The sequence below is a fragment of the Amycolatopsis sp. CA-128772 genome (genome assembly GCF_002904295.1).
In the GTDB taxonomy this organism is placed as follows: domain Bacteria; phylum Actinomycetota; class Actinomycetes; order Mycobacteriales; family Pseudonocardiaceae; genus Amycolatopsis.
The window spans coordinates 22,829-43,439 of record NZ_PPHG01000048.1 but is presented as its reverse complement, the minus strand read 5'-3'; the positions used below and the strand labels follow the sequence as shown (position 1 = coordinate 43,439).

2 protein-coding genes are annotated in these 20,611 nt (G+C 75.1%); both read right to left on the bottom strand.

What is annotated here, in order from left to right; genetic code table 11:
• Positions 1-7: 7 nt before the first annotated feature.
• Positions 8-5,419, bottom strand: coding sequence for a type I polyketide synthase (locus C2L59_RS17885; protein WP_103350654.1), 5,412 nt, complete (start codon positions 5,417-5,419; stop codon positions 8-10).
• Positions 5,420-5,428: 9 nt separating this feature from the next.
• Positions 5,429-20,599: a type I polyketide synthase gene (locus C2L59_RS17880; protein ID WP_103350690.1), complete on the bottom strand. Its 15,171-nt coding sequence runs from the start codon at positions 20,597-20,599 to the stop codon at positions 5,429-5,431.
• Between the last annotated feature and the right edge of the window lie 12 nt (positions 20,600-20,611).

Here is a 20,611-nt window from a genome sequence, read left to right as displayed (position 1 = left end):
ATGTCTGTCAGTTGAGCCCGTCGACGAGCGCGAAGAGCTCCTCGTCGCTGGCGGTGTCGAGGTCCTCGTCGGCCGCACCCGCGTCCCGGCCCGCCGTCTCCGCCGCGGTCAGCAGCTCCTTCAGGCGGACGGTGATCCGGTCCCGCGCCGCCGCGTCGCCGGCGGCCGCCCCGATCACCGCGTCCAGACCGGCGAGCCCGGCCAGCACCGAATCGGTCGCGGACACCTCGCCGACGGCGAGTCCGGCACGCAGGTGCCGGGCGAGCGCCTGCGGCGTCGGGTGGTCGAACACCAGCGTCGCGGGCAGTTTCAAGCCGGTCGCGTCCCGCAGCCGGTTGCGCAGTTCCACCGACGTCAGCGAGTCGAACCCGGAGTCCTTGAACGCCGTGTCCGCCCGGACGGCCCCGGCGCCGGCGTGCCCGAGCACGACCGCGACCTGGGTGCGCACCACGTCCAGCAGCAGCGCTTCCTGCTGCGCCGGAGCGAGCTTGGCCAGCCGGCCGGCCAAGCCGTCGCCGCCGCCGGCCGCCGCCCGGGCCTGCTGCCGGCCCGCCCGGACCAGCCCCCGCAGCAGCGGCGGCACCGAGGTGCCGGTCGCCGCGTCGGCGCGGACCTCCCGCAGGTCCAGTTCGACCGGCACGAGCAACGCCCGGCCCGACACGAGGGCGGCGTCGAACAGCTCCATGCCGTCCTCGGCGCCGAGCCCGCCGACACCGCCGCGGCCCTCGCGCCGGCTCATCCGGCTCAGCGTGAGGTCGTCGATCGTGCCGGCTATGCCGGTCAGCTGCTGCCACGGTCCCCAGGCCAGCGACTGGCCCGGCCGGCCCGCCGCCCGCCGGCTCGCCATCAGCCCGTCCAGGAACGCGTTCGCGGCCGCGTAGCCGCCGCTGCCCGCGCCCATGAAGATCGAGGAGGCGGACGAGTAGACGACGAAGGCGTCGAGGTCGAGGTCGCGGGTCAGCTCGTCGAGGTTGGCCGCCGCGTCGACCTTCGGGGCGAACACCTTGGCCAGCTTCTCCGGGGTCAGCGCCCCGACGACGCCGGCGTCGAACACGCCCGCCGTGTGCACGATCGCGGTCGGCCGGTGCTCCTTGAGCAGGGTCGCCGTCTGTTCCCGGTCGGAGACGTCGCAGGCGGCCACGGCCACGTCGGCGCCCAGCCCGGCGAGCTCGGCGACCAGCTCCGCCACCCCGTCGGCCTCCCGGCCCCGGCGGCTGGCCAGCACCAGGCGGCGCACCCCGTGCCGGCCGGCCAGGTGGCGGGCCGCGAGCGCGCCGAGCGTCCCGCCGCCGGAAACCAGCACCGTCGAGTCCGGGCCGAACCCGGCCGGCGGGTCCGCCGCCGGGACGGTGACCCGGGCCAGGCGGGGCACGGAGAACGTCGTCCCGCGCACCGCGATCTGCGGTTCGCCGGTCGCCAGCACCGCGCCCAGCACCGCTTCCGGCCCGGCGCCGTCCGCGGGATCGAGGTCCAGCAGCACGATCCGGTCCGGGTTCTCGGTCTGCGCGGCCCGCACCAGGCCCCACACCGCCGACGCGGCCGGGTCGGTCACCACGCCGTCGCCCGCGGGCATCGCCCCCCGCGTGACGACCACCAGCCGGGACTCGTCGTGTTCGGCCTGCAGCCACTCCTGCACGACCGACAGGACCCGCGAGGTCAGGGTCAGTGCGTCGCCGTCGCCGGCCGCCGCCAGCACCGCGGCCGCGGGGACGTCGGTCAGGGCCGTCACGTCGCCGGCGGTGGCGACCGCCGCCCACGACGGCGCCGGCCCGGCGGCGACCGCGGGCAGCTCGGTCCAGACCACCTCGTACAGCGAACCGGCGTGCGTCGCCGGCTGTTCGGTGGAGACCTCCCGCAGGACCAGGGAATCCATCGACAGCACCGGGCCGCCGGTTTCGTCGGCCGCCTCGACGGTCATCGACGCCGGGCCGGCCACGAGCCGGACCCGCAGCGCCGCCGCGCCCACCGCGTGCAGTGCGAGCCCGGTCCACGCGAACGGCATCACCGACCGCCCGGGTTCCCCGGCCGCCGCGGCGGCGATGGTTCCGGTCTGGAGGGCCGCGTCCAGCAGCGCGGGGTGCAGGCCGTACGCGGCGGCGTCTTCCCGCAGCTCCTCGGGCAGGGCGACTTCGGCGAAGACCTCTTCACCGCGCTGCCACACGTTGCGGACACCCTGGAAAGCCGGCCCGTACGCGTATCCGCGCTCGATCAGGCCGGTGTAGAAGTCCCCGACCTCGACCGGTTCCGCGTCCGGCGGCGGCCACGCGGTGAAGTCGAAGCCCGCGGCCGCGACCGGCGTCGCGGACAGGGTGCCGGTGGCGTGCCGCGTCCACTCCTCCCCGCCGTCCTCGGGCTGGGAGTAGATCTCGACCGTGCGGGCGCCGGTTTCGCCGGGCCCGCCCACCGCGACCTGGATCCGCACCCCGCCGTGTCCGGGCACGACGACCGGGGTCTGCGTCGCGAGCTCCTCCAGCACCGGGCAGCCGACCTCGTCCCCGGCCCGCACGGCCAGCTCGACCAGGCCGGTGCCCGGGAACAGCACCACCTCGCCGATCGCGTGGTCGGCCAGCCACGGGTGCGACCGCAGCGACAGCAACGACGTGAAGACCAGCCCGTCCGACTGCGGCAGCCGCACCGCCGCGCTCAGCAGCGGGTGGTCCGCCTTCGCCTGGCCCAGTGCCGTCGCGTCGGACGCCGTTTCGGTGGACGGGAGCCAGTAGTGCTGGTGGTCGAAGGCGTAGGTCGGCAGGTCGGCCCGCGCGGGCGGCGCCATCGTGGCCCAGTCGACGGGCACCCCGTGGACGAACAGCCCGGCCATCGACGTGAGCAGCCGCCGCCGGCCGCCGTCGTCGCGCCGCAGGGTTCCGGTGACGACCGCGTCGGTGAGTTCGCTGATCGGCTGCACCAGCACCGGGTGCGCGCTGACCTCGACGAACACGCCGTGGCCCTGCTCGACGAGGGCGGCGACGGCCGGGCCGAACCGGACCTGGTTGCGCAGGTTCCGGTACCAGTACCCGCCGTCCAGCACCCCGGCTTCGGTGATCGGCTCACCGGTGACGGTCGAGTGGAACGGGATGGCCGGCGCCTGCGCCCGGATCCCGTCGAGCGCCTCGGCGAGGGTCTCCTCGATGTCTTCGACGTGCCGGGTGTGCGAGGCGTAGTCCACCGCGACCTGGCGGACCCGGACGCCGTCGCCGGCCAGTACCTCCAGGCATTCGTTCAGGGCCTGGGCCTCACCGGCGATGACGACCGAAGCGGGTCCGTTGACCGCGGCCACCTCGACCCGGCCGTCCCACAGCGCCACCCGGGCGGCCGCGTCTTCTTCGCTCAACGCGACCGACGCCATCCCGCCCCGGCCGGACAGCCGGGCCGCGATGGCCTGGCTGCGCAGCGCCACGACCTTCGCGGCGTCCTCCAGCGACAGCGCGCCCGACACACACGCGGCCGCGATCTCGCCCTGGGAGTGCCCGACCACGGCGTTCGGGCGGACACCCACCGACCGCCACACCGCGGCCAGCCCGACCATCACCGCGAAGCACGCGGGCTGCAGCACGTCGACCCGGTCGAGCAGATCGGCCTCGCCGCGCAGGACGTCCAGCAGCGACCAGTCGGTCCACGGGTCCAGCGCGGCCGCGCACTCGTCGATCCGCGCGGCGAACACCGGCGAGGCGTTTAGGAGTTCCCGGCCCATGCCGGCCCACTGGGTCCCCTGCCCGGGGAACACCCACACGACCTTCCCCGGCGCGCCCGCCCGGCCGGTGACCACCCCGGCCGTGTCTTCCCCGCGGGCCAGCGCGGTCAGCCCCGAGACGGCCTCGTCCCGGGTGTCCGCCACCACGACGGCCCGCTCGTCCAGGACCGCCCGGCCCGCCACCGCCGCCCCGGCGACCGCGGCCAGCGGCGTCCCGGACTCCTCGAGGTACCCGGCCAGGCGAGCCGCCTGCCCGGCCAGGGAACCGGTGCTGCGGGCCGAAACCACGAGCGGCACCAGGCCGTCGGGCGCCACCTCGCCGGCGGGTTCTTCGGGTGCTTCTTCGGGTGCTTCTTCGAGGATCAGGTGCGCGTTCGTCCCGCTGACGCCGAACGACGACACGCCGGCCCGGCGCGGCCGGTCCGTCCGCGGCCACGCCCGCGCCTGGGTCAGCAGTTCCACCGCGCCCTCGGACCAGTCCACCGCCGAACTGGGCGCGTCGACGTGCAGGGTGGCCGGCAGGACGCCGTGCCGCAGCGCCTGCACCACCTTGATCACGCTCGCGACACCCGCCGCGGCCTGCGCGTGGCCGATGTTCGACTTCAGCGAGCCCAGCCACAGCGGGCGGTCCGGCTCGCGGTCCTGCCCGTAGGTGGCGAGCAGCGCCTGCGCCTCGATCGGGTCACCCAGCGCGGTGCCGGTCCCGTGGCCTTCCACGACGTCCACATCGGACGGTGCCAGGCCGGCCCCGGCGAGCGCGCTGTGGATCACCCGCTGCTGTGAGGGGCCGTTCGGCGCGGTCAGGCCGTTCGAAGCACCGTCCTGGTTCACCGCGCTGCCGCGCAGCACGGCCAGCACCCGGTGCCCGCGTTCCCGCGCCACCGAAAGCCGTTCGAGGACCACCAGGCCGACGCCCTCGGCCATGCCCATCCCGTCGGCGGCGTCGGCGAACGCCTTGCACCGGCCGTCCGCCGCCAGGCCGCGCTGCCGCGAGAACACGACGAAGGAGTTGGTGCTCGACATGACCATCGCGCCGCCGGCCAGCGCCATCGAGCAGTCGCCCTGCCGCAGGGCCTGCGCGGCCAGGTGCATCGTCACCAGCGACGAGGAGCACGCGGTGTCGATGGTGACCGCCGGCCCCTCGAAGCCGAACACGTAGGACAGCCGGCCCGAGGCGACGCTCGACGCCACCCCGGTGCCCGCGAAGCTCTGCATCTCCGGCCCGATCGGCCCGGAGCCGTACCCCTGCGGGGCGGCGCCGACGAACACGCCGACGTCGGCGCCCTTCAGCGACGTCGGGTCGACGGCGGCGTTCTCGAACGCCTCCCACGAGGTCTCCAGCAGGAGCCGCTGCTGCGGGTCCATGGCGAGGGCCTCCCGCGGCGAGATGCCGAAGAACCCCGCGTCGAACAGCCCGGCGTCGTGCACGAAGCCGCCCTGGCTGACGTAGGACGTGCCCGGGTGGTCCGGGTCCGGGTCGAACAGGGTGTCCAGGTCCCAGCCGCGGTCGGTGGGGAAGCCCGAAACCGCGTCGCCGCCTTCGGAGACCAGCCGCCACAGATCCGCGGGACCGCTGATGCCGCCGGGCAGCCGGCAGGCCATGCCGACGATGGCGATCGGCTCGCGGGACGCGCCTTCCAGGCGGCGGTTCCGCTTCTTCAGCGTGCCGACCTCTTCGAGCGACTTCCGCAGCGCCTCGACGACCTTTTCATACGACGCACTCACCACTTGCCCCAATCACTCGTCGCCGAAAGCCAGTTGCACGAGGTCGTCGACGCCCAGGTCGGCGATCGACCGCTCCTCGCCCGCGTCCTCGGCCGCGAACACCTGCCGCAGCCGGCCGTCCCCGTGCCCGTTCCCGTTGTGCCCGTTGCTTTCCGGGACCAGCCGCGCGCCCAGGTAGCGGGCGACGGACAGCGGGTTGGGGTAGTCGAAGACGAGCGTGGCGGGCAGCTTCAGCCCGGTCGCCTCGCGCAGCCGGTTGCGCAGTTCCACCGACGTCAGCGAGTCGAAGCCGGTGTCCTTGAACGCCGTGTCCGGGCGGACCGCCGCCGGCCCGTCGTAGCCGAGCACCACCGCGACCTGGCCGCGGACCAGGTCGACGAGCAGCGCCTCGCGGTCGGCCGGGTCGAGCCCGGCCAGCCGGGCGGCCAGTCCGGTGTCCACAGTGGACGCCTGGCGCGCCTGCGTCCGGCTCGGCCGGACCAGGCCGCGGAACAGGACGCCGACCGGGCCCGAGCGCATCGCCGCCAGGTCGAGCTTGATTGGCACGAGCAGGGCCTCGTCCGTCCGCAGGGCGAGGTCGAACAGGGCCAGGCCCTCGGCCCGGCTCAGTTCGAGCACGCCGTTGCGGCCGGCCCGCGCGTGGTCGATCTCGCTGAGGTGGGCGGCCATGCCGCTGCTGCGTTCCCAGAGGCCCCAGGCCAGGGAGAGGCCCGGCAGGCCGGCGGCCCGGCGGTTCGCCATCGCCGCGTCCAGGAAGGCGTTGGCCGCCGCGTACGGGCCCTGGCCACCGCCGCCCATGACGCCGGCGACCGAGGAGAACACGACGAACGCGCCGAGGTCGCGGTCGCGGGTCAGCTCGTCGAGGTGGCGGACCGCGTCGACCTTCGCCGCGTACACGTGCGCCAGCTGCTCCGGGGTCAGCGCGTCGATCACGCCGTCCTCGAAGACGCCGGCCGTGTGCACCACCGCGGTCAGGTCGGGCACGGCCGCGAGCAACGCCGCCACCTGCTCGCGGTCGGAGACGTCACAGGCCACGACGGACACGTCGGCCTCGGCCAGTTCCTCGACCAGGTCGGCCGCGCCCTCGGCGGCCGGGCCCCGGCGGCTGGCGAGCACCAGCCGGCGCACGCCGTGCTGCGTCACCAGGTGCCGGGCCACCAGCGCGCCCAGCGAGCCGGCGCCGGACACCAGCACCGTCCCGTCCGGGCCGAACGCGACGGGCGCGTCCGCGGTCCGGGTGGCGCGGGCCAGCCGGGGCACGAAGACCGCCGGGCCGCGCACCGCGAGCTGCGGTTCACCGGAGGCCAGCACCACATCCAGCGGAACCTCGCCGTCGGTGTCCAGCAGGACGATCCGGTCCGGGTGTTCCGCCTGGGCGGACCGGACCAGGCCCCACACCGCCGCCGCGGCCGGGTCGGTCAGCGTGTGGTCGCCCCCGGCGGGTACCGCACCACGGGTCGTCACGACCAGCTGCGACTCCTCGAGCGCGGCCGCGGCCAGCCACACCTGCACGATTTCGAGGGCCCGGGAGCTGACGGCCAGCGCCGTGTCTCCGGTGGCTTCCCAGACCACCACCGGTGGCGCGTCCGCCTTCTCCGCCAGGGCCACGACGTCGTCGGCGGTGTCCACCTGCGCCCACGCCGGCTGCTCCGCGCGGGGCACCGAAGGCAGCTCGGTCCAGTCGACGCGGAACATCGCGTCGTGGCCCGCGTCGGCCGCGGCACCCAGCTGCCCGGCCGAGACCGGCCGCGACACCAGCGATTCCATGGTCAGCACCAGCCCGCCGGTCTCGTCGGCGGCGGCCACGGCCAGCGCGTCCGGGCCGCTCGGCGCGAGCCGGACCCGCAGCGCGGAAGCACCCGCGGCGTGCAGGACCAGGCCGTTCCAGGCGAACGCGAGCACCGGTTCGCCGGGCTCGTCCCCGCCACCGACCGTCGCCGCCTGCAGGGCCGCGTCGAGCAGCGCCGGGTGGACGCCGAACCGGCCCGCCTCCTTGCCGACGTCCTCGGGCAGGGCGGCTTCGGCGAAGATTTCCTCGTCTCGCCGCCACACCGCACGCAGGCCCCGGAAGGCCGGCCCGTAGCCGTAGCCACGCTCGGCCAGGTCGGCGTAGAACGTCTCGACGTCGACGCGTTCGGCACCCGCGGGCGGCCAGGCGTGGAAGTCGAAGCCGGTGTCCTCGGCGGGCGCCGACGACAGCAGGCCGGTGGCGTGCCGCGTCCAGCTCCCGGTGCCGCCGTCGCGCTGGGAGTAGACGTTCACCGTGCGCACGCCGGTCTCGTCCGGGCCGCTCAGCGCGACCTGCACCCGGACACCACCCTGGGCGGGCACGACCAGCGGGGCCTCGATGACCAGTTCGTCGAGCGCGGTGCACCCGGCCTCGTCACCGGCCCGCACGGCCAGTTCGGCCAGCCCGGAGCCGGGCAGGAGCACCACGCCGCCGACCGCGTGGTCGGCGAGCCACGGGTGCGTCCGCACCGAAAGCCGCGAGGTGAAGACGAGACCGTCGGACTGCGGCAGCTCGACGACCGCGCCCAGCAGCGGGTGGTCGGCGGCCGCCTGGCCCAGCGAAGCCGCGTCGGTCGCGGACTCGGCGGGCCGGAGCCAGTAGTGCCGATGCTCGAAGGCGTACTTGGGCAGGTCGACCCGGCCGGCCGCGGTCGGCAGGACCGCCGTCCAGTCGAGCGGGACGCCCCGCACGAACAGCTCGGCCATCGACGTCAGCAGGCGGCGCAGGCCGCCGTCGTCCCGCCGCAGCGACCCGGTCACCACCGCGTCGTCGCTGAGTTCGCTGAGCGGCTGGACCAGCACCGGGTGGGCGCTGACCTCGACGAACACGCCGTGACCCTGCTCGGCGAGGGCGGCGACGGCCGGGCCGAAGCCGACCCGGTTGCGCAGGTTCCGGTACCAGTAGCCGCCGTCGACGACCCCGGCTCCGGTGATCCAGCCGCCGTTGACCGTGGAGTAGAACGGCACCGCCGGCGCCTGCGCCTCGACGCCGGCCAGGGTCTCGGCGAGGAGGTCCTCGATGGCTTCGACCTGGTTGGTGTGGGACCCGTAGTCCACGGCCACCCGCCGGACGCGGACGTCCTGACCGGACAGCGCTTCGACGACCTCGTCGAGGGCCCGGGCTTCCCCGGCGATCACCACGGAGGACGGGCTGTTGACCGCGGCCACCTGAACCCGGTCGGCCCACGGCGCCAGCCACGCGGTGGCGTCTTCTTCGGTCAACGCGACCGACGCCATGCCGCCGCGGCCGGCCAGCCGGGTGGCGATCGCCTGGCTGCGCAACGCGACGACCTTCGCCGCGTCCTGCAGCGACAACGCCCCCGACACGCACGCCGCCGCGATCTCGCCCTGCGAGTGCCCGACCACGGCATCCGGCCGGACGCCGACCGACTGCCACACCGCGGCGAGGCCGACCATCACCGCGAAGCTCGCGGGCTGCACCACGTCGACCCGGTCCAGCAGGTCGGCCTCGCCGCGCAGCACGTCGAGCAGCGACCAGTCGACCCACGGTTCCAGCGCGGCCGCGCATTCGGCGACCCGCTCGGCGAACACCGGCGAAGCCTCCAGGAGCTCGCGGCCCATGCCGGCCCACTGCGCGCCCTGGCCCGGGAACACCCACACGACCTTGCCGGGCGAGCCGGCCCGGCCGGTGACCACCGCGGCGGTGTCTTCCCCGCGGGCCAGCGCTTCCAGGCCCGTCACGGCTTCCTCGCGGGAGCTGGCCACCACGACCGCGCGCTCGGTCAACGCGGCCCGGTTGGTCACCAGCGCCCGGGCCACCCCGGCCAGGGGCGCGTCGCCCGCCACGAACCCGGCGAGGCGGCCGGCCTGACCGGCCAGCGCTGTCGTGCTCCGCGCGGAAACCACCACCGGCACCACGGGCACCTCGGGCGTGGGCACCGGCTCTTCGGCGGGGGCCTCCTCCAGGATGAGGTGCGCGTTCGTGCCGCTGACGCCGAACGCGGACACCCCGGCCCGGCGCGGACGGCCGTTGCGCGGCCACTCACGGGCCTCCGTCAGCAGTTCGACCGCCCCGGCCGACCAGTCCACCTCGGGCGTCGGCTGGTCGACGTGCAGGGTCGGCGGCAGCACCTCGTGCCGGAGCGCCTGGACCATCTTGATCACGCCCGCGACCCCCGCCGCGGCCTGCGCGTGACCGATGTTCGACTTCAGCGAACCGAGCCACAACGGCTTCTCCGGGTCGCGGTCCTTGCCGTAGGTGGCCAGCAGGGCCTGCGCCTCGATCGGGTCACCCAGGGTGGTCCCGGTGCCGTGGCCCTCGACGACGTCCACATCGGACGGTGCCAGCCCGGCGTTCACCAGCGCCCGGCGGATCACCCGCTGCTGCGAGGGACCGTTCGGCGCGGTGAGGCCGTTGGACGCGCCGTCGGAGTTGACCGCGCTGCCGCTGAGCACGGCCAGGATCCGGTGGCCGCGTTCGCGCGCCACCGACAGCCGCTCCAGGACGACCACGCCGACGCCCTCGGCCCAGCCGGTGCCGTCGGCCGCCGCGGCGAACGCCTTGCAGCGCCCGTCGACGGCGAGGCCGCGCTGCCGCGAGAACTCCACGAACGCGCCGGGGTTCGCCATCACGGTCGCGCCGCCGGCCAGCGCCATCGAGCATTCGCCCTGCCGCAGCGACTGGGCGGCCAGGTGCATCGCGACCAGCGAAGACGAGCACGCCGAGTCGATCGTCACGGCCGGGCCCTCGAAGCCGAACACGTACGACACGCGGCCGGACGCCACGCTCGACGAGCCGCCGGTGCCCGCGAAGCCCTCCAGCTCCGGGGTGACGACGCTGTCGCCGGGGGCGACGTAACCCTGGCCGAACATGCCGGTGAACACCCCGACGTCGTTGCCCTTCAACGCGAGCGGGTCGACGCCGGCGTCTTCCATCGCCTCCCAGGACGTCTCCAGCAGCAGCCGCTGCTGCGGGTCCATGGCGACCGCCTCGCGCGGCGAGATGCCGAAGAAGCCCGCGTCGAAGAGGCCCGCCTCGTGCAGGAAGCCGCCGTGCCGGGTGTAGGTCTTGCCCGGGCGCGCCGGGTCCGGGTCGTAGATCTTCTCCAGGTCCCAGCCGCGGTCGGTGGGGAAATCCGACACCGCGTCCCGGCGTTCGGACACCAGCCGCCACAGGTCCTCGGGCCCGGCGACGCCGCCGGGCAGGCGGCAGGCCATGCCGACGATGGCGATCGGCTCGCCGAGGTCGGCCGGCGCGGCCGTCGCGGTCACCGGCGTCTCCGCCGCACCGCCGAGTTCCTCGCGCAGGAACCGGGCCAGGGCCTGGGGGTTCGGGTAGTCGAAGACCAGCGTCGCGGGCAGCTTCAGGCCGGTGGCCGTCCGCATCCGGTTGCGCAGCTCGACCGCGGTCAGCGAGTCGAAGCCGGCGTCCTTGAACGCCGTGTCGACGCGGACGGCGTTCGCGTCGGCGTGCCCGAGCACGGCCGCGACCTCCGCGCGGACCAGGTCCAGGAGCAGGGTGAGCTGGTCGCCCGCGCTCAGCCCGGCCAGCCGGCCGGCCAGCCCGCCGTCCACAGTGGACGCCGTGCGGGCCTGCGCCCGGCCGGCCCGGACCAGGCCGCGCAGCATGTGCGGCACGGCCCCGCCCGCGGCGGCGTCGGCGCGCACCCCGCGCAGGTCCAGCTTGGCCGGTACCAGCAGCGGCTCGCTCGAGCCCAGAGCGGCGTCGAACAGGTCCATGCCCTCGGCCTGCGTCATGATCTGCAGGCCGCCGCGGCGGCTCATCCGGGCCCGGGTGGCCTCGTCGGTGCCGGCCGCCATGCCGGTGCTCTGGTCCCAGAGGCCCCACGCCAGCGACAGGCCCGGCAGGCCCGCCGCCCGGCGGTGGGCCATCAGGCCGTCCAGGAACGCGTTCGCCGCGGCGTAGCTGCCACTGCCCGCGCCCATGAACACCGCGGACACCGAGGAATAGACGACAAAGGCGTCGAGGTCCCGGTCCCGGGTGAGTTCGTCGAGGTGGCGGACCGCGTCGACCTTCGGGGCGAACACCGTGGCCAGCCGCTCGCGGTCGAGCGTCCCGATGACGCCCGCGTCGATGACGCCGGCGGTGTGCACCACGGCGGTGGGCCGGTGCTCGTCGAGCAGGGCCGCCACCTGAGCGCGGTCGGAGACGTCACACGCCACCACCGAAACTTCCGCGGCCAGCTCGGCGACCAGGTCGGCCACGCCGTCGGCGGCCGGCCCCCGACGACTCGCCAGCACCAGCTTCCGCACGCCGTGGCGCTCCACGAGACGCCGGGCCACCAGGCCGCCGAGCGCGCCGGCGCCCGAGATCAGGACCGTCCCGTCCGGGCGGAACACGGGCTCCCCGCTGTGCTCCGCACGGGCGATGCGGGGCACGAAGAACTTCCCGCCGCGCACCGCGACCTGCGGCTCGTCACTCGCCAGGACCGCGCCGAGCGGCACTTCACCGTCCGTGTCGAGCAGGACGATCCGGTCGGGGTTCTCCGCCTGCGCGGCCCGGACCAGACCCCACACGGCCGCTCCGGCCGGGTCGGTCACGTCGCGGACGGCACCGCGGGTCACCACGACCAGCCGGGCTTCCTCCCCTGCGTCGGCGAGGAACGTCTGCACGGCTTCGAGCACCCGCGCGGTCAGGTCCAGGGGTTCCCCGCCGAAGGCTTCGAGCACCTCGACCCCGGCCGGCACCGCACTGTCCGCACTGGACACCTCGGTCCAGCCGACCCGGTACAGCGAGCCGGCGCGGGTCTTCCCGGCCGAGAGTTCCCGGCCCACCACCGGACCCGCGGTGAGGACCAGGCCACCCGTTTCGTCCGCCGCTTCGAAGGACACCCCGGGCACGAGCCGCACCCGCAGGGCCGAGGCGCCCGCGGCGTGCAGAACCAGGCCGTGCCACTCCGCCGGCTGTTCGTCGTCCGTGAGGACCGGACGCACGGCCGCGTCCAGCAGCAGGGGGTGGATGCCGAACGCGCCGGCGTCCTCCGGCACGGCGACCTCGGCGAAGATCTCCTCGCCGCGCCGCCAGGTGCCATCGACCTGCCGGGCGCCGGCCGGCGGCCACACGGTGAAGTCGAAGGGCTCGCGCGCCGGGGCCGTGGCGGACAGGTGGCCGGTGGCGTTCCGGGTCCAGTCCTCGTCGCCCTCGCGCTGCGAGTACACCTCGACCGTGCGCTCGCCGCTCACCACGACCTGCACCCGCAAGCCACCGGTTCCGGGCAGCTCCAACGGCGTCTCGACGGTCAGGTCCTCGAGGACCGGGCAGCCGGCTTCGTCACCGGCCCGCACGGCCAGCTCCACGAGGGCGGCACTCGGGACGCCATCGGCCAGCCACGGGTGCGACCGCACCGACAGCCGCGAGGTGAAGACCAGGCCATCGGACTGCGGGAGCGGGAGCACCGCCCCCAGCAGCGGGTGGCTGGCCCCGGCCAGGCCGAGCGCGGGCGCGTCGGCCGCGGCGGGCGGGCTGAGCCAGAAGTGCTGGTGGTCGAAGGCGTAGGTCGGCAGCTCGACGCGCGCGGGCGGCGCCATCGTGGCCCAGTCGACCGGGACACCGCGCACGAACAGCTCGGCCATCGAGGTCAGCAGCCGCCGCCGGCCGCCGTCCTGGCGCCGCAGCGTCCCGGTGACCACGACGTCGTCGCTGAGTTCGCTGATCGGCTGGACCAGCACCGGGTGGGCGCTGACCTCGACGAACACGCCGTGGCCCTGCTCGATCAGCTCGGCGACGGCCGGGCCGAAGCCGACCCGGTTGCGCAGGTTCCGGTACCAGTAGCCGCCGTCGACGACCCCGGCTTCGGTGATCCACTCGCCGGAGACGGTCGAGCAGAACGGCACCACCGGCGCCTGCGCGGTGATCCCGGCGAGGGTCTCGGCGAGCGTGTCGCGGATGTCCTCGACGTGCCGGGTGTGGGACGCGTAGTCCACCGCCACCCGCCGGCCGCCGAGGGCTTCGACGGCCTCGGTGAGCGCTTCGGCGTCGCCCGCGATCACCACCGACGACGGGCCGTTGACGGCGGCGATCTCGACGCGGCCCTCCCACGGCGCGAGCCGCGCGGCGACCTCGTCGTGGCTCAGCTGGACGGACGCCATGCCCCCGCGGCCGGACAGCTCCGCCGCGATCGCCTGGCTGCGCAACGCCACCACCTTCGCGGCGTCCTCAAGGGACAGTGCACCGGACACGCAGGCCGCGGCGATCTCGCCCTGGGAGTGCCCCAGGACGGCGTCCGGCACGACGCCGACCGAGGCCCACACGGCGGCCAGCCCCACCATCACCGCGAAACACGCCGGCTGGAGCACGTCGACCCGATCCAGGTCACCCTCGCCGCGCAGCACGTCCAAAAGGGACCAGTCGATCCACGGCTCCAGCGCGGCCGCGCACTCGGAGATCCGCTCGGCGAACACCGGGGACGCGTCCAGGAGCTCCCGGCCCATCCCGGCCCACTGCGTCCCCTGGCCGGGGAACACCCACACGGTCTTGCCGGGCAGCCCGGCCGTGCCGGTCACCAGCCCGGTCGCGCTCTCGCCACGGGCCAGCGCGGTCAGCCCGGCCCGGGCCTCCTCGGCCGAGCCCGCCACGACGACGGCCCGGTCGGTCAGCGTCGCGCGGGTCGCCAGCAGCGCCCCGGCCACGCGGGTCAGCGGGACGTCCTCGTCGAGGAACGCCGCCAGCCGGCCGGCCTGGCCCGCCAGGGAACCGGTGCTGCGCGCGGAAACCACCACGGGCACCACGTCGTCGGGCACGTCCGCTTCGGCGGTCTCGCCGGCGGGGGCCTCTTCGAGGATGAGGTGCGCGTTGGTGCCGCTGATGCCGAACGACGAGACGCCGGCCCGGCGCGGGTGGCCGTTACGCGCCCACTCGCGGCCCTCGGTCAGCAGCTCGACCGCGCCCGCGGTCCAGTCCACCTGCTTGGTGGGTTCCTGGACGTGCAGGGTCGGCGGCAGCGTGTCGTGCCGCAGCGCCTGGACCATCTTGATGACGGCCGCGACACCGGCGGCCGCCTGGGTGTGGCCGATGTTCGACTTCAGCGACCCGAGCCACAACGGCGTCTCGCGGTTCTTGCCGTAGGTCGCCAGCAGCGCCTGCGCCTCGATCGGGTCGCCCAGCGCGGTCCCGGTGCCGTGCGCCTCCACGGCGTCCACCTCGGACGGTGCCAGCCCGGCGCCGGCCAGCGCGGCGCGGATCACCCGCTGCTGCGACGGCCCGTTCGGGGCGGTCAGGCCGTTGGACGCGCCGTCCTGGTTGACCGCGCTGCCGCGCAGGACCGCCAGCACCCGGTGACCGCGCTCGCGCGCCACCGAAAGCCGTTCGAGGACGACGATGCCGACACCTTCGGACAGCACGGTCCCGTCCGCGCCGTCGGCGAACGCCTTGACCCGGCCGTCCTCGGCCATCCCGCGCTGCCGCGACATGCCGATGACGCCGATCGGCGACCCCATCACGGCGACCCCGCCGGCCAGGGCCATCGAGCACTCGCCCTGCCGAAGCGCCTGTGCCGCGAGGTGGATCGCCACCAGCGACGACGAGCACGCCGTGTCCACGGTGACCGCCGGTCCCTCGAAGCCGAAGGTGTACGAGACGCGGCCCGAGGCGACGCTGCCCGCGGTAGCCGTGGTGACGAACCCTTCGAGTTCCGCGGGCATGTTGCTCAGGGACTCGAGGTAGTCGTGGATGGAGACGCCGGAGAACACGCCGACGGCGTCGCCGCGGGCCTTCGTCGGGTCGATGCCCGCGCGCTCCAGGGCCTCCCAGGACGCTTCCAGCAGCAGCCGCTGCTGCGGGTCCATGGCCAGCGCCTCACGCGGGGAGATGCCGAAGAAGCCGGGGTCGAACAGCGCGGCTTCGTGCAGGAACCCGCCCTGGCGGATGTAGGCCGTGCCCGGGGTTTCCGGGTCGGAGTCGAACAGGCCCTCCAGGTCCCAGCCCCGGTCCTCGGGGAAGGCCGACATGCCGTCACGGCCTTCGGCGACCATCCGCCAGAGGTCGTCAGGGCTCATCACGCCGCCCGGCAGCCGGCAGGCCATCCCGACGATGGCGATCGGCTCGCCCGCGTCCGCGACGGTGGTCGTCACCGGTGCGGCGGGCGCGCCGGAGACCGTCTCGCCGAGCTCTTCACGCAGGTGCCGGGCGAGCGCGACCGGCGTCGGGTAGTCGAAGACGAGCGTGGCGGGCAGCTTGACGCTCGTCGCCGCGCTCAGCCGGTTCCGCAGCTCGACCGCGGTCAGCGAGTCGAAGCCGAGGTCGCTGAACCCGCGGGTGCCCTGGGCCAGCTCGGGCGCGTTGAAGCCGAGCACGGCGGCCGCCTCGGCCTGGACGATGCCCAGCAGCACGCCTTCCTGCTCCGCCGCGGGCAGGCCGGCGAGCTTGCGGACCAGGCCCCCGCCGCCGCTCGCGGCGGCGGACCGCGCGACGCGGCGGCTCGCGCGGACCAGGCCGCGCAGCAGGTGCGGGACCTCGCCGCCGGCCGTGGCCTGGCTGCGCAGGGTTCGCAGGTCGAGCTTGATCGGCACCAGCAGCGCCTGCTCGGCGGCCAGGCCGATGTCGAAGATGTCCAGGGCCTCGGCCGGGGTCAGCGGCAGCACGCCGCCGCGGCTCATCCGGGCCTGGTCGGTCGCGCTGAGGTGCGCGGTCAGGCCGTCGGCCTGCTCCCACAGGCCCCACGCCAGTGACACGCCCGGCAGGCCCGCCGCGCGGCGGCCGGCCATCAGGCCGTCGAGGAAGGCGTTGGCCGCCGCGTAGTTGCCCTGGCCGGCCGAGCCCATCAGCGCGGCCGCGGACGAGAACACGACGAAGGCGTCGAGATCGGTGTCGCGGGTCAGTTCGTCGAGGTGGAGGGCGGCCGTGACTTTGGGCGCGAACACGCCCGCCAGCCGGTCCCGGTTCAGGGCGCCGATGACGCCGTCGTCCAGCAGGCCCGCCAGGTGCACGATGCCGGTCGGGCGGTGTTCGGCCAGCAGCGCGGCCACCTGGTCGCGGTCGGAGACGTCGCAAGCCACCACGGCCACGCTCGCGCCCTGCCCGGTCAGCTCCGTGAGGAGGTCTTCGGCGGCCACCCCTCGACGGCTCGCGAGCACCAGGCGCCGGACGCCGTGCCGGGCGACCAGGTGCTTGGCCACCAGTCCGCCCAGCGAGCCGGTGCCGCCGGTGAGCAGCACCGTCCCTTCCGGACTGAACACGGCGGGCGCGGCCGGCACTTCGCCGGCCGCGCGGGACAGCCGCGGGACGGAGAAAGCGTTGCCCCGCACGGCGATCTGCGGCTCACCGGTGCCCAGCACGGCACCCAGCGGCACGTCACCGTCGGTGTCGACCAGGATGATCCGGCCCGGGTTCTCCGCCTGCGCGGCCCGCACCAGGCCCCACACGGCGGCACCGGCCGGGTCGGTCACTTCGCGGACGGCGCCGCGGGTCACCACGACGAGCCGGGCGTCCTCGGCCGCGCTGTCGAGCCACGCCTGCACGCCTTCCAGCACCCGGCCGGTCAGCTCCAAGGGCTCCCCGCCGGCGGCTTCGAGCACCTCGGCGTGGTCCGCGGCCACGCTTTCGGCCGCGGGCACGCCGACCCAGTCGACCTGGAACAGCGAGTCGCGCTCTTCGCCGGCCGCCGTCTCCAGCTGCTCGGTGGAGACCTCGCGGGACACCAGCGAATCCATGGTGACGACCAGGCCACCGGTCTCGTCGGCGGCCTGGAACGTCAGCGCGTCCGGTCCGCCCGGGGCGACCCGCACCCGCAGCGCCGACGCCCCGACGGCGTGCAGGACCAGGCCGTTCCACGCGAACGGCAGCACGCTGCGCTCGTCGCCGGGGTTGGCGAAGGCGTTCGTGTGCAGGGCCGCGTCCAGCAGGGCCGGGTGGAGGCCGAACTTGCCGGCGTCCTCGCGGTGGTCGTCGGGCAGCGCGACCTCGGCGAACACCTCGTCGCCGCGCCGCCACACCGCCCGCATGCCCTGGAACGCGCCGCTGTAGGCGTACCCGCGCTCGACCAGGTCGGCGTAGAAGGTCCCGACGTCGATCGGCTCCGCCCCGGCGGGCGGCCAGGCGGCGAAGTCGAAGCTCTGCCCCGGTTCCCGGGACGTCGACGCGCCGAGCAGACCGGTGGCGTGCCGGGTCCACTCGTCGGCGTCGTCCCGCTGGGAGAAGACGTCCACCGCGCGCGAGCCGGTCTCGTTCGGCCCGCTCACCGCAACCTGGACGCGGACCCCGCCGCGCTCGGCCAGCACCAGCGGCGCCTCGATCACGAGCTCTTCCAGGACGCCGAAGCCGAGCTCGTCGCCGGCACGCAGGGCGAGGTCGACGTACACCGTGCCCGGGATCAGCACCACCCCGCCGATCGCGTGCCCGGCCAGCCAGGGGTGCGTCCGCAGCGACAGCCGGGAGGTGAAGACGAGCCCGTCGGACTGCGGCAGCGGGACGACTGCACCCAGCAGCGGGTGGTCGGCGCCGGCCAGGCCGAGCGACACGGCGTCGGTCGCCGAATCACCCAGCTGCAGCCAGTAGTGCTGGTGGTCGAAGGCGTACGTCGGCAGCTCGACGCGCCGGGACGGCGGCAGCACGCCGGACCAGTCCACGGTCACCCCGCGCACGAACAGCTCGGCCGCCGAGGCCAGCAGGCGCCGGAGGCCGCCGTCCTCGCGCCGCAGCGTCCCGGTCACGACGGCTTCGGAGTCGTCGACGAGCTCGTTGATCGGCTGGACCAGCACGGGGTGCGCGCTGACCTCGACGAACACCCGGTGCCCCTGCTCGATCAGCGCGGCCACGGCCGGGCCGAACCGCACCTGACGGCGGAGGTTCCGGTACCAGTAGCCGCCGTCCAGCACGCCGGCGTCTTCGACCCAGCCGCCGGTGACGGTCGAGTAGAACGGCACTTCCGGGGCCTGCGCGCGGATTCCGCCGAGCATCTCGGCCAGTGCGTCGCGGGCGGCTTCGACGTGCCGGGTGTGGGACGCGTAGTCCACCGCCACCCGCCGGATCCGGACCCCCTGGTCGTCGAGGGCGTCGAGGGCTTCGTCCAGCGCCTCGGCGTCGCCCGCGATCACCACCGACCGCGGTCCGTTGACCGCCGCGACCTCGACCCGGCCCGCCCACGGCTCGATCCGCGCGGCCGCGTCCTCTTCGCTCAACGCCACGGAGGCCATGCCGCCGCGGCCGGCCAGCTGGGCGGCGATCGCCTGGCTGCGCAACGCGACCACCTTCGCCGCGTCTTCCAGGGTCAGTGCCCCGGACACGCACGCGGCCGCGATCTCGCCCTGCGAGTGGCCCACCACGGCCTCGGGCTCGACGCCGAGCGACGCCCACACCGCCGCGAGCCCGACCATCACGGCGAAGCTCGCCGGCTGCACCACGTCGACGCGGTCCAGCAGGTCGGCGTCGCCGCGCAGGACGTCGGTCAGCGACCAGTCGGCCCAGCGCCCGAGCGCGGCCTCGCACTCGGCGATCCGCGCGGCGAACACCGGCGAGGCGTCCAGCAGCTCCCGGCCCATGCCGGCCCACTGGGTCCCCTGGCCGGGGAAGACCCACACGACCTTGCCCGGGGCACCGGAGCCGCGGCCGACGAGCAGGCCGGGCGCGCTTTCGCCGCGGGACAGCGCCTGCAGCCCGGTCACGGCCTCCTCGTGGGATTCGGCCACGACGACCGCGCGCTCGCTGAGCATCGCGCGGCCGGACACCAGCGTCCCGGCGACGTCCGCCAAGGGGACGCCGTCGACCTCAGCCAGGCGACCGGCCTGCGCGGCCAGCGAAGCCGCCGTCGCCGCCGACACCACCAGCGGGACCACGCCCGCGGGCGCCGGTTCTCCGGCGGCCGGCTCTTCCTCGGGCGCCTCTTCCAGGATCATGTGCGCGTTGGTGCCGCTGGCGCCGAACGACGAGATGCCGCCGCGGCGCGGGTGGTCGCCCCGCGGCCACTCCCGGGTCTCGGTCAGCAGCTCGACGGCGCCGGCCGACCAGTCGACCTGCGGCGTGGGCGCGTCCACGTGCAGCGTCGCCGGCAGCTTCCCGTGCCGCAGCGACTGGACCATCTTGATCACGCCGGCCACGCCGGACGCGCCTTGGGTGTGCCCGACGATCGACTTCACCGAGCCGAGCAGCAGCGGCTGCCGCGGGTCGCGGCCCTGCCCGTAGGTGGCCAGCAGCGCCTGCACCTCGATCGGGTCGCCGAGGACCGTGCCGGTGCCGTGCCCCTCCACGGTGTCCACATCGGACGGTGACAGGCCGGCGCCGGCGAGGGCCTTGCGGATGACCCGCTGCTGGGCCGGGCCGTTCGGCGCGGTGAGGCCGTTGGACGCGCCGTCCTGGTTCACCGCGCTGCCGCGGATGACGGCGAGGACCTGGTGCCCGCGCTCGCGCGCCACCGAAAGGCGCTCCAGCAGCAGGACGCCGACGCCCTCGGCCCAGCCGGAGCCGTCCGCGGCCGCGGCGTAGGACTTGCAGCGCCCGTCGAAGGCCAGCGCCCGCTGCCGCGCGAAGCCGACGAACCCGCCCGGCGTGGCCATCACGGTCGAGCCGCCGGCCAGGGCCATCGAGCACTCGCCGCGGCGAAGGGCCTGCGAGGCGAGGTGGATCGCGACCAGCGACGACGAGCACATCGTGTCGACGGTGACGGCGGGGCCTTCGAGCCCGAGCGTGTAGGCGACCCGGCCGGACGCGACGCCGCCCGCGGTGCCCAGGGCCCGCTCCAGGCTCATGAACCCTTCGAACCCGCTGAGGTCGGGGGCGTAGTCCTGGTGCACGACCCCGGCGTAGACGCCGATGTCGCTGCCGCGCACCGAATGCGGGTCGATGCCCGCGCGTTCGAGGGTCTCCCAGGACACTTCCAGCAGCTGCCGCTGCTGCGGGTCCATGGCCAGGGCCTCGCGCGGCGAGATGCCGAAGAAACCCGCGTCGAACTGGGCCGCGTCGTGCAGGAAGGCACCCTCCCGCACGTACGTCGTCCCCGGGTTGTCGGGGTCCGGGTGGTAGAGGCCCTCGACGTCCCAGCCGCGGTCGGCCGGGAAGCCGGTGTAGACGTCGGCGCCCTCGGACACGACCTTCCAGAAGTCCTCCGGGCCGCGGATCCCGCCGGCGTAGCGGCAGGCCATGGAGACGATCGCGATGGGCTCCGCGGCGGCCGCGGCGAGTGCGGCGTTCTCCTGCTGGAGGCGGACGTTCTCCTTCAGCGAGGCGCGCAGTGCGTCAACGATCTGCTCGTTCGGCGCGGACATGTTCTTCCTCCA

What these genes read in the sequence shown, in the direction of transcription:
- C2L59_RS17880 (WP_103350690.1), bottom strand. Translation starts at nt 20,599, where the DNA reads ATGTCCGCGCCGAACGAGCAGATCGTTGACGCACTGCGCGCCTCGCTG.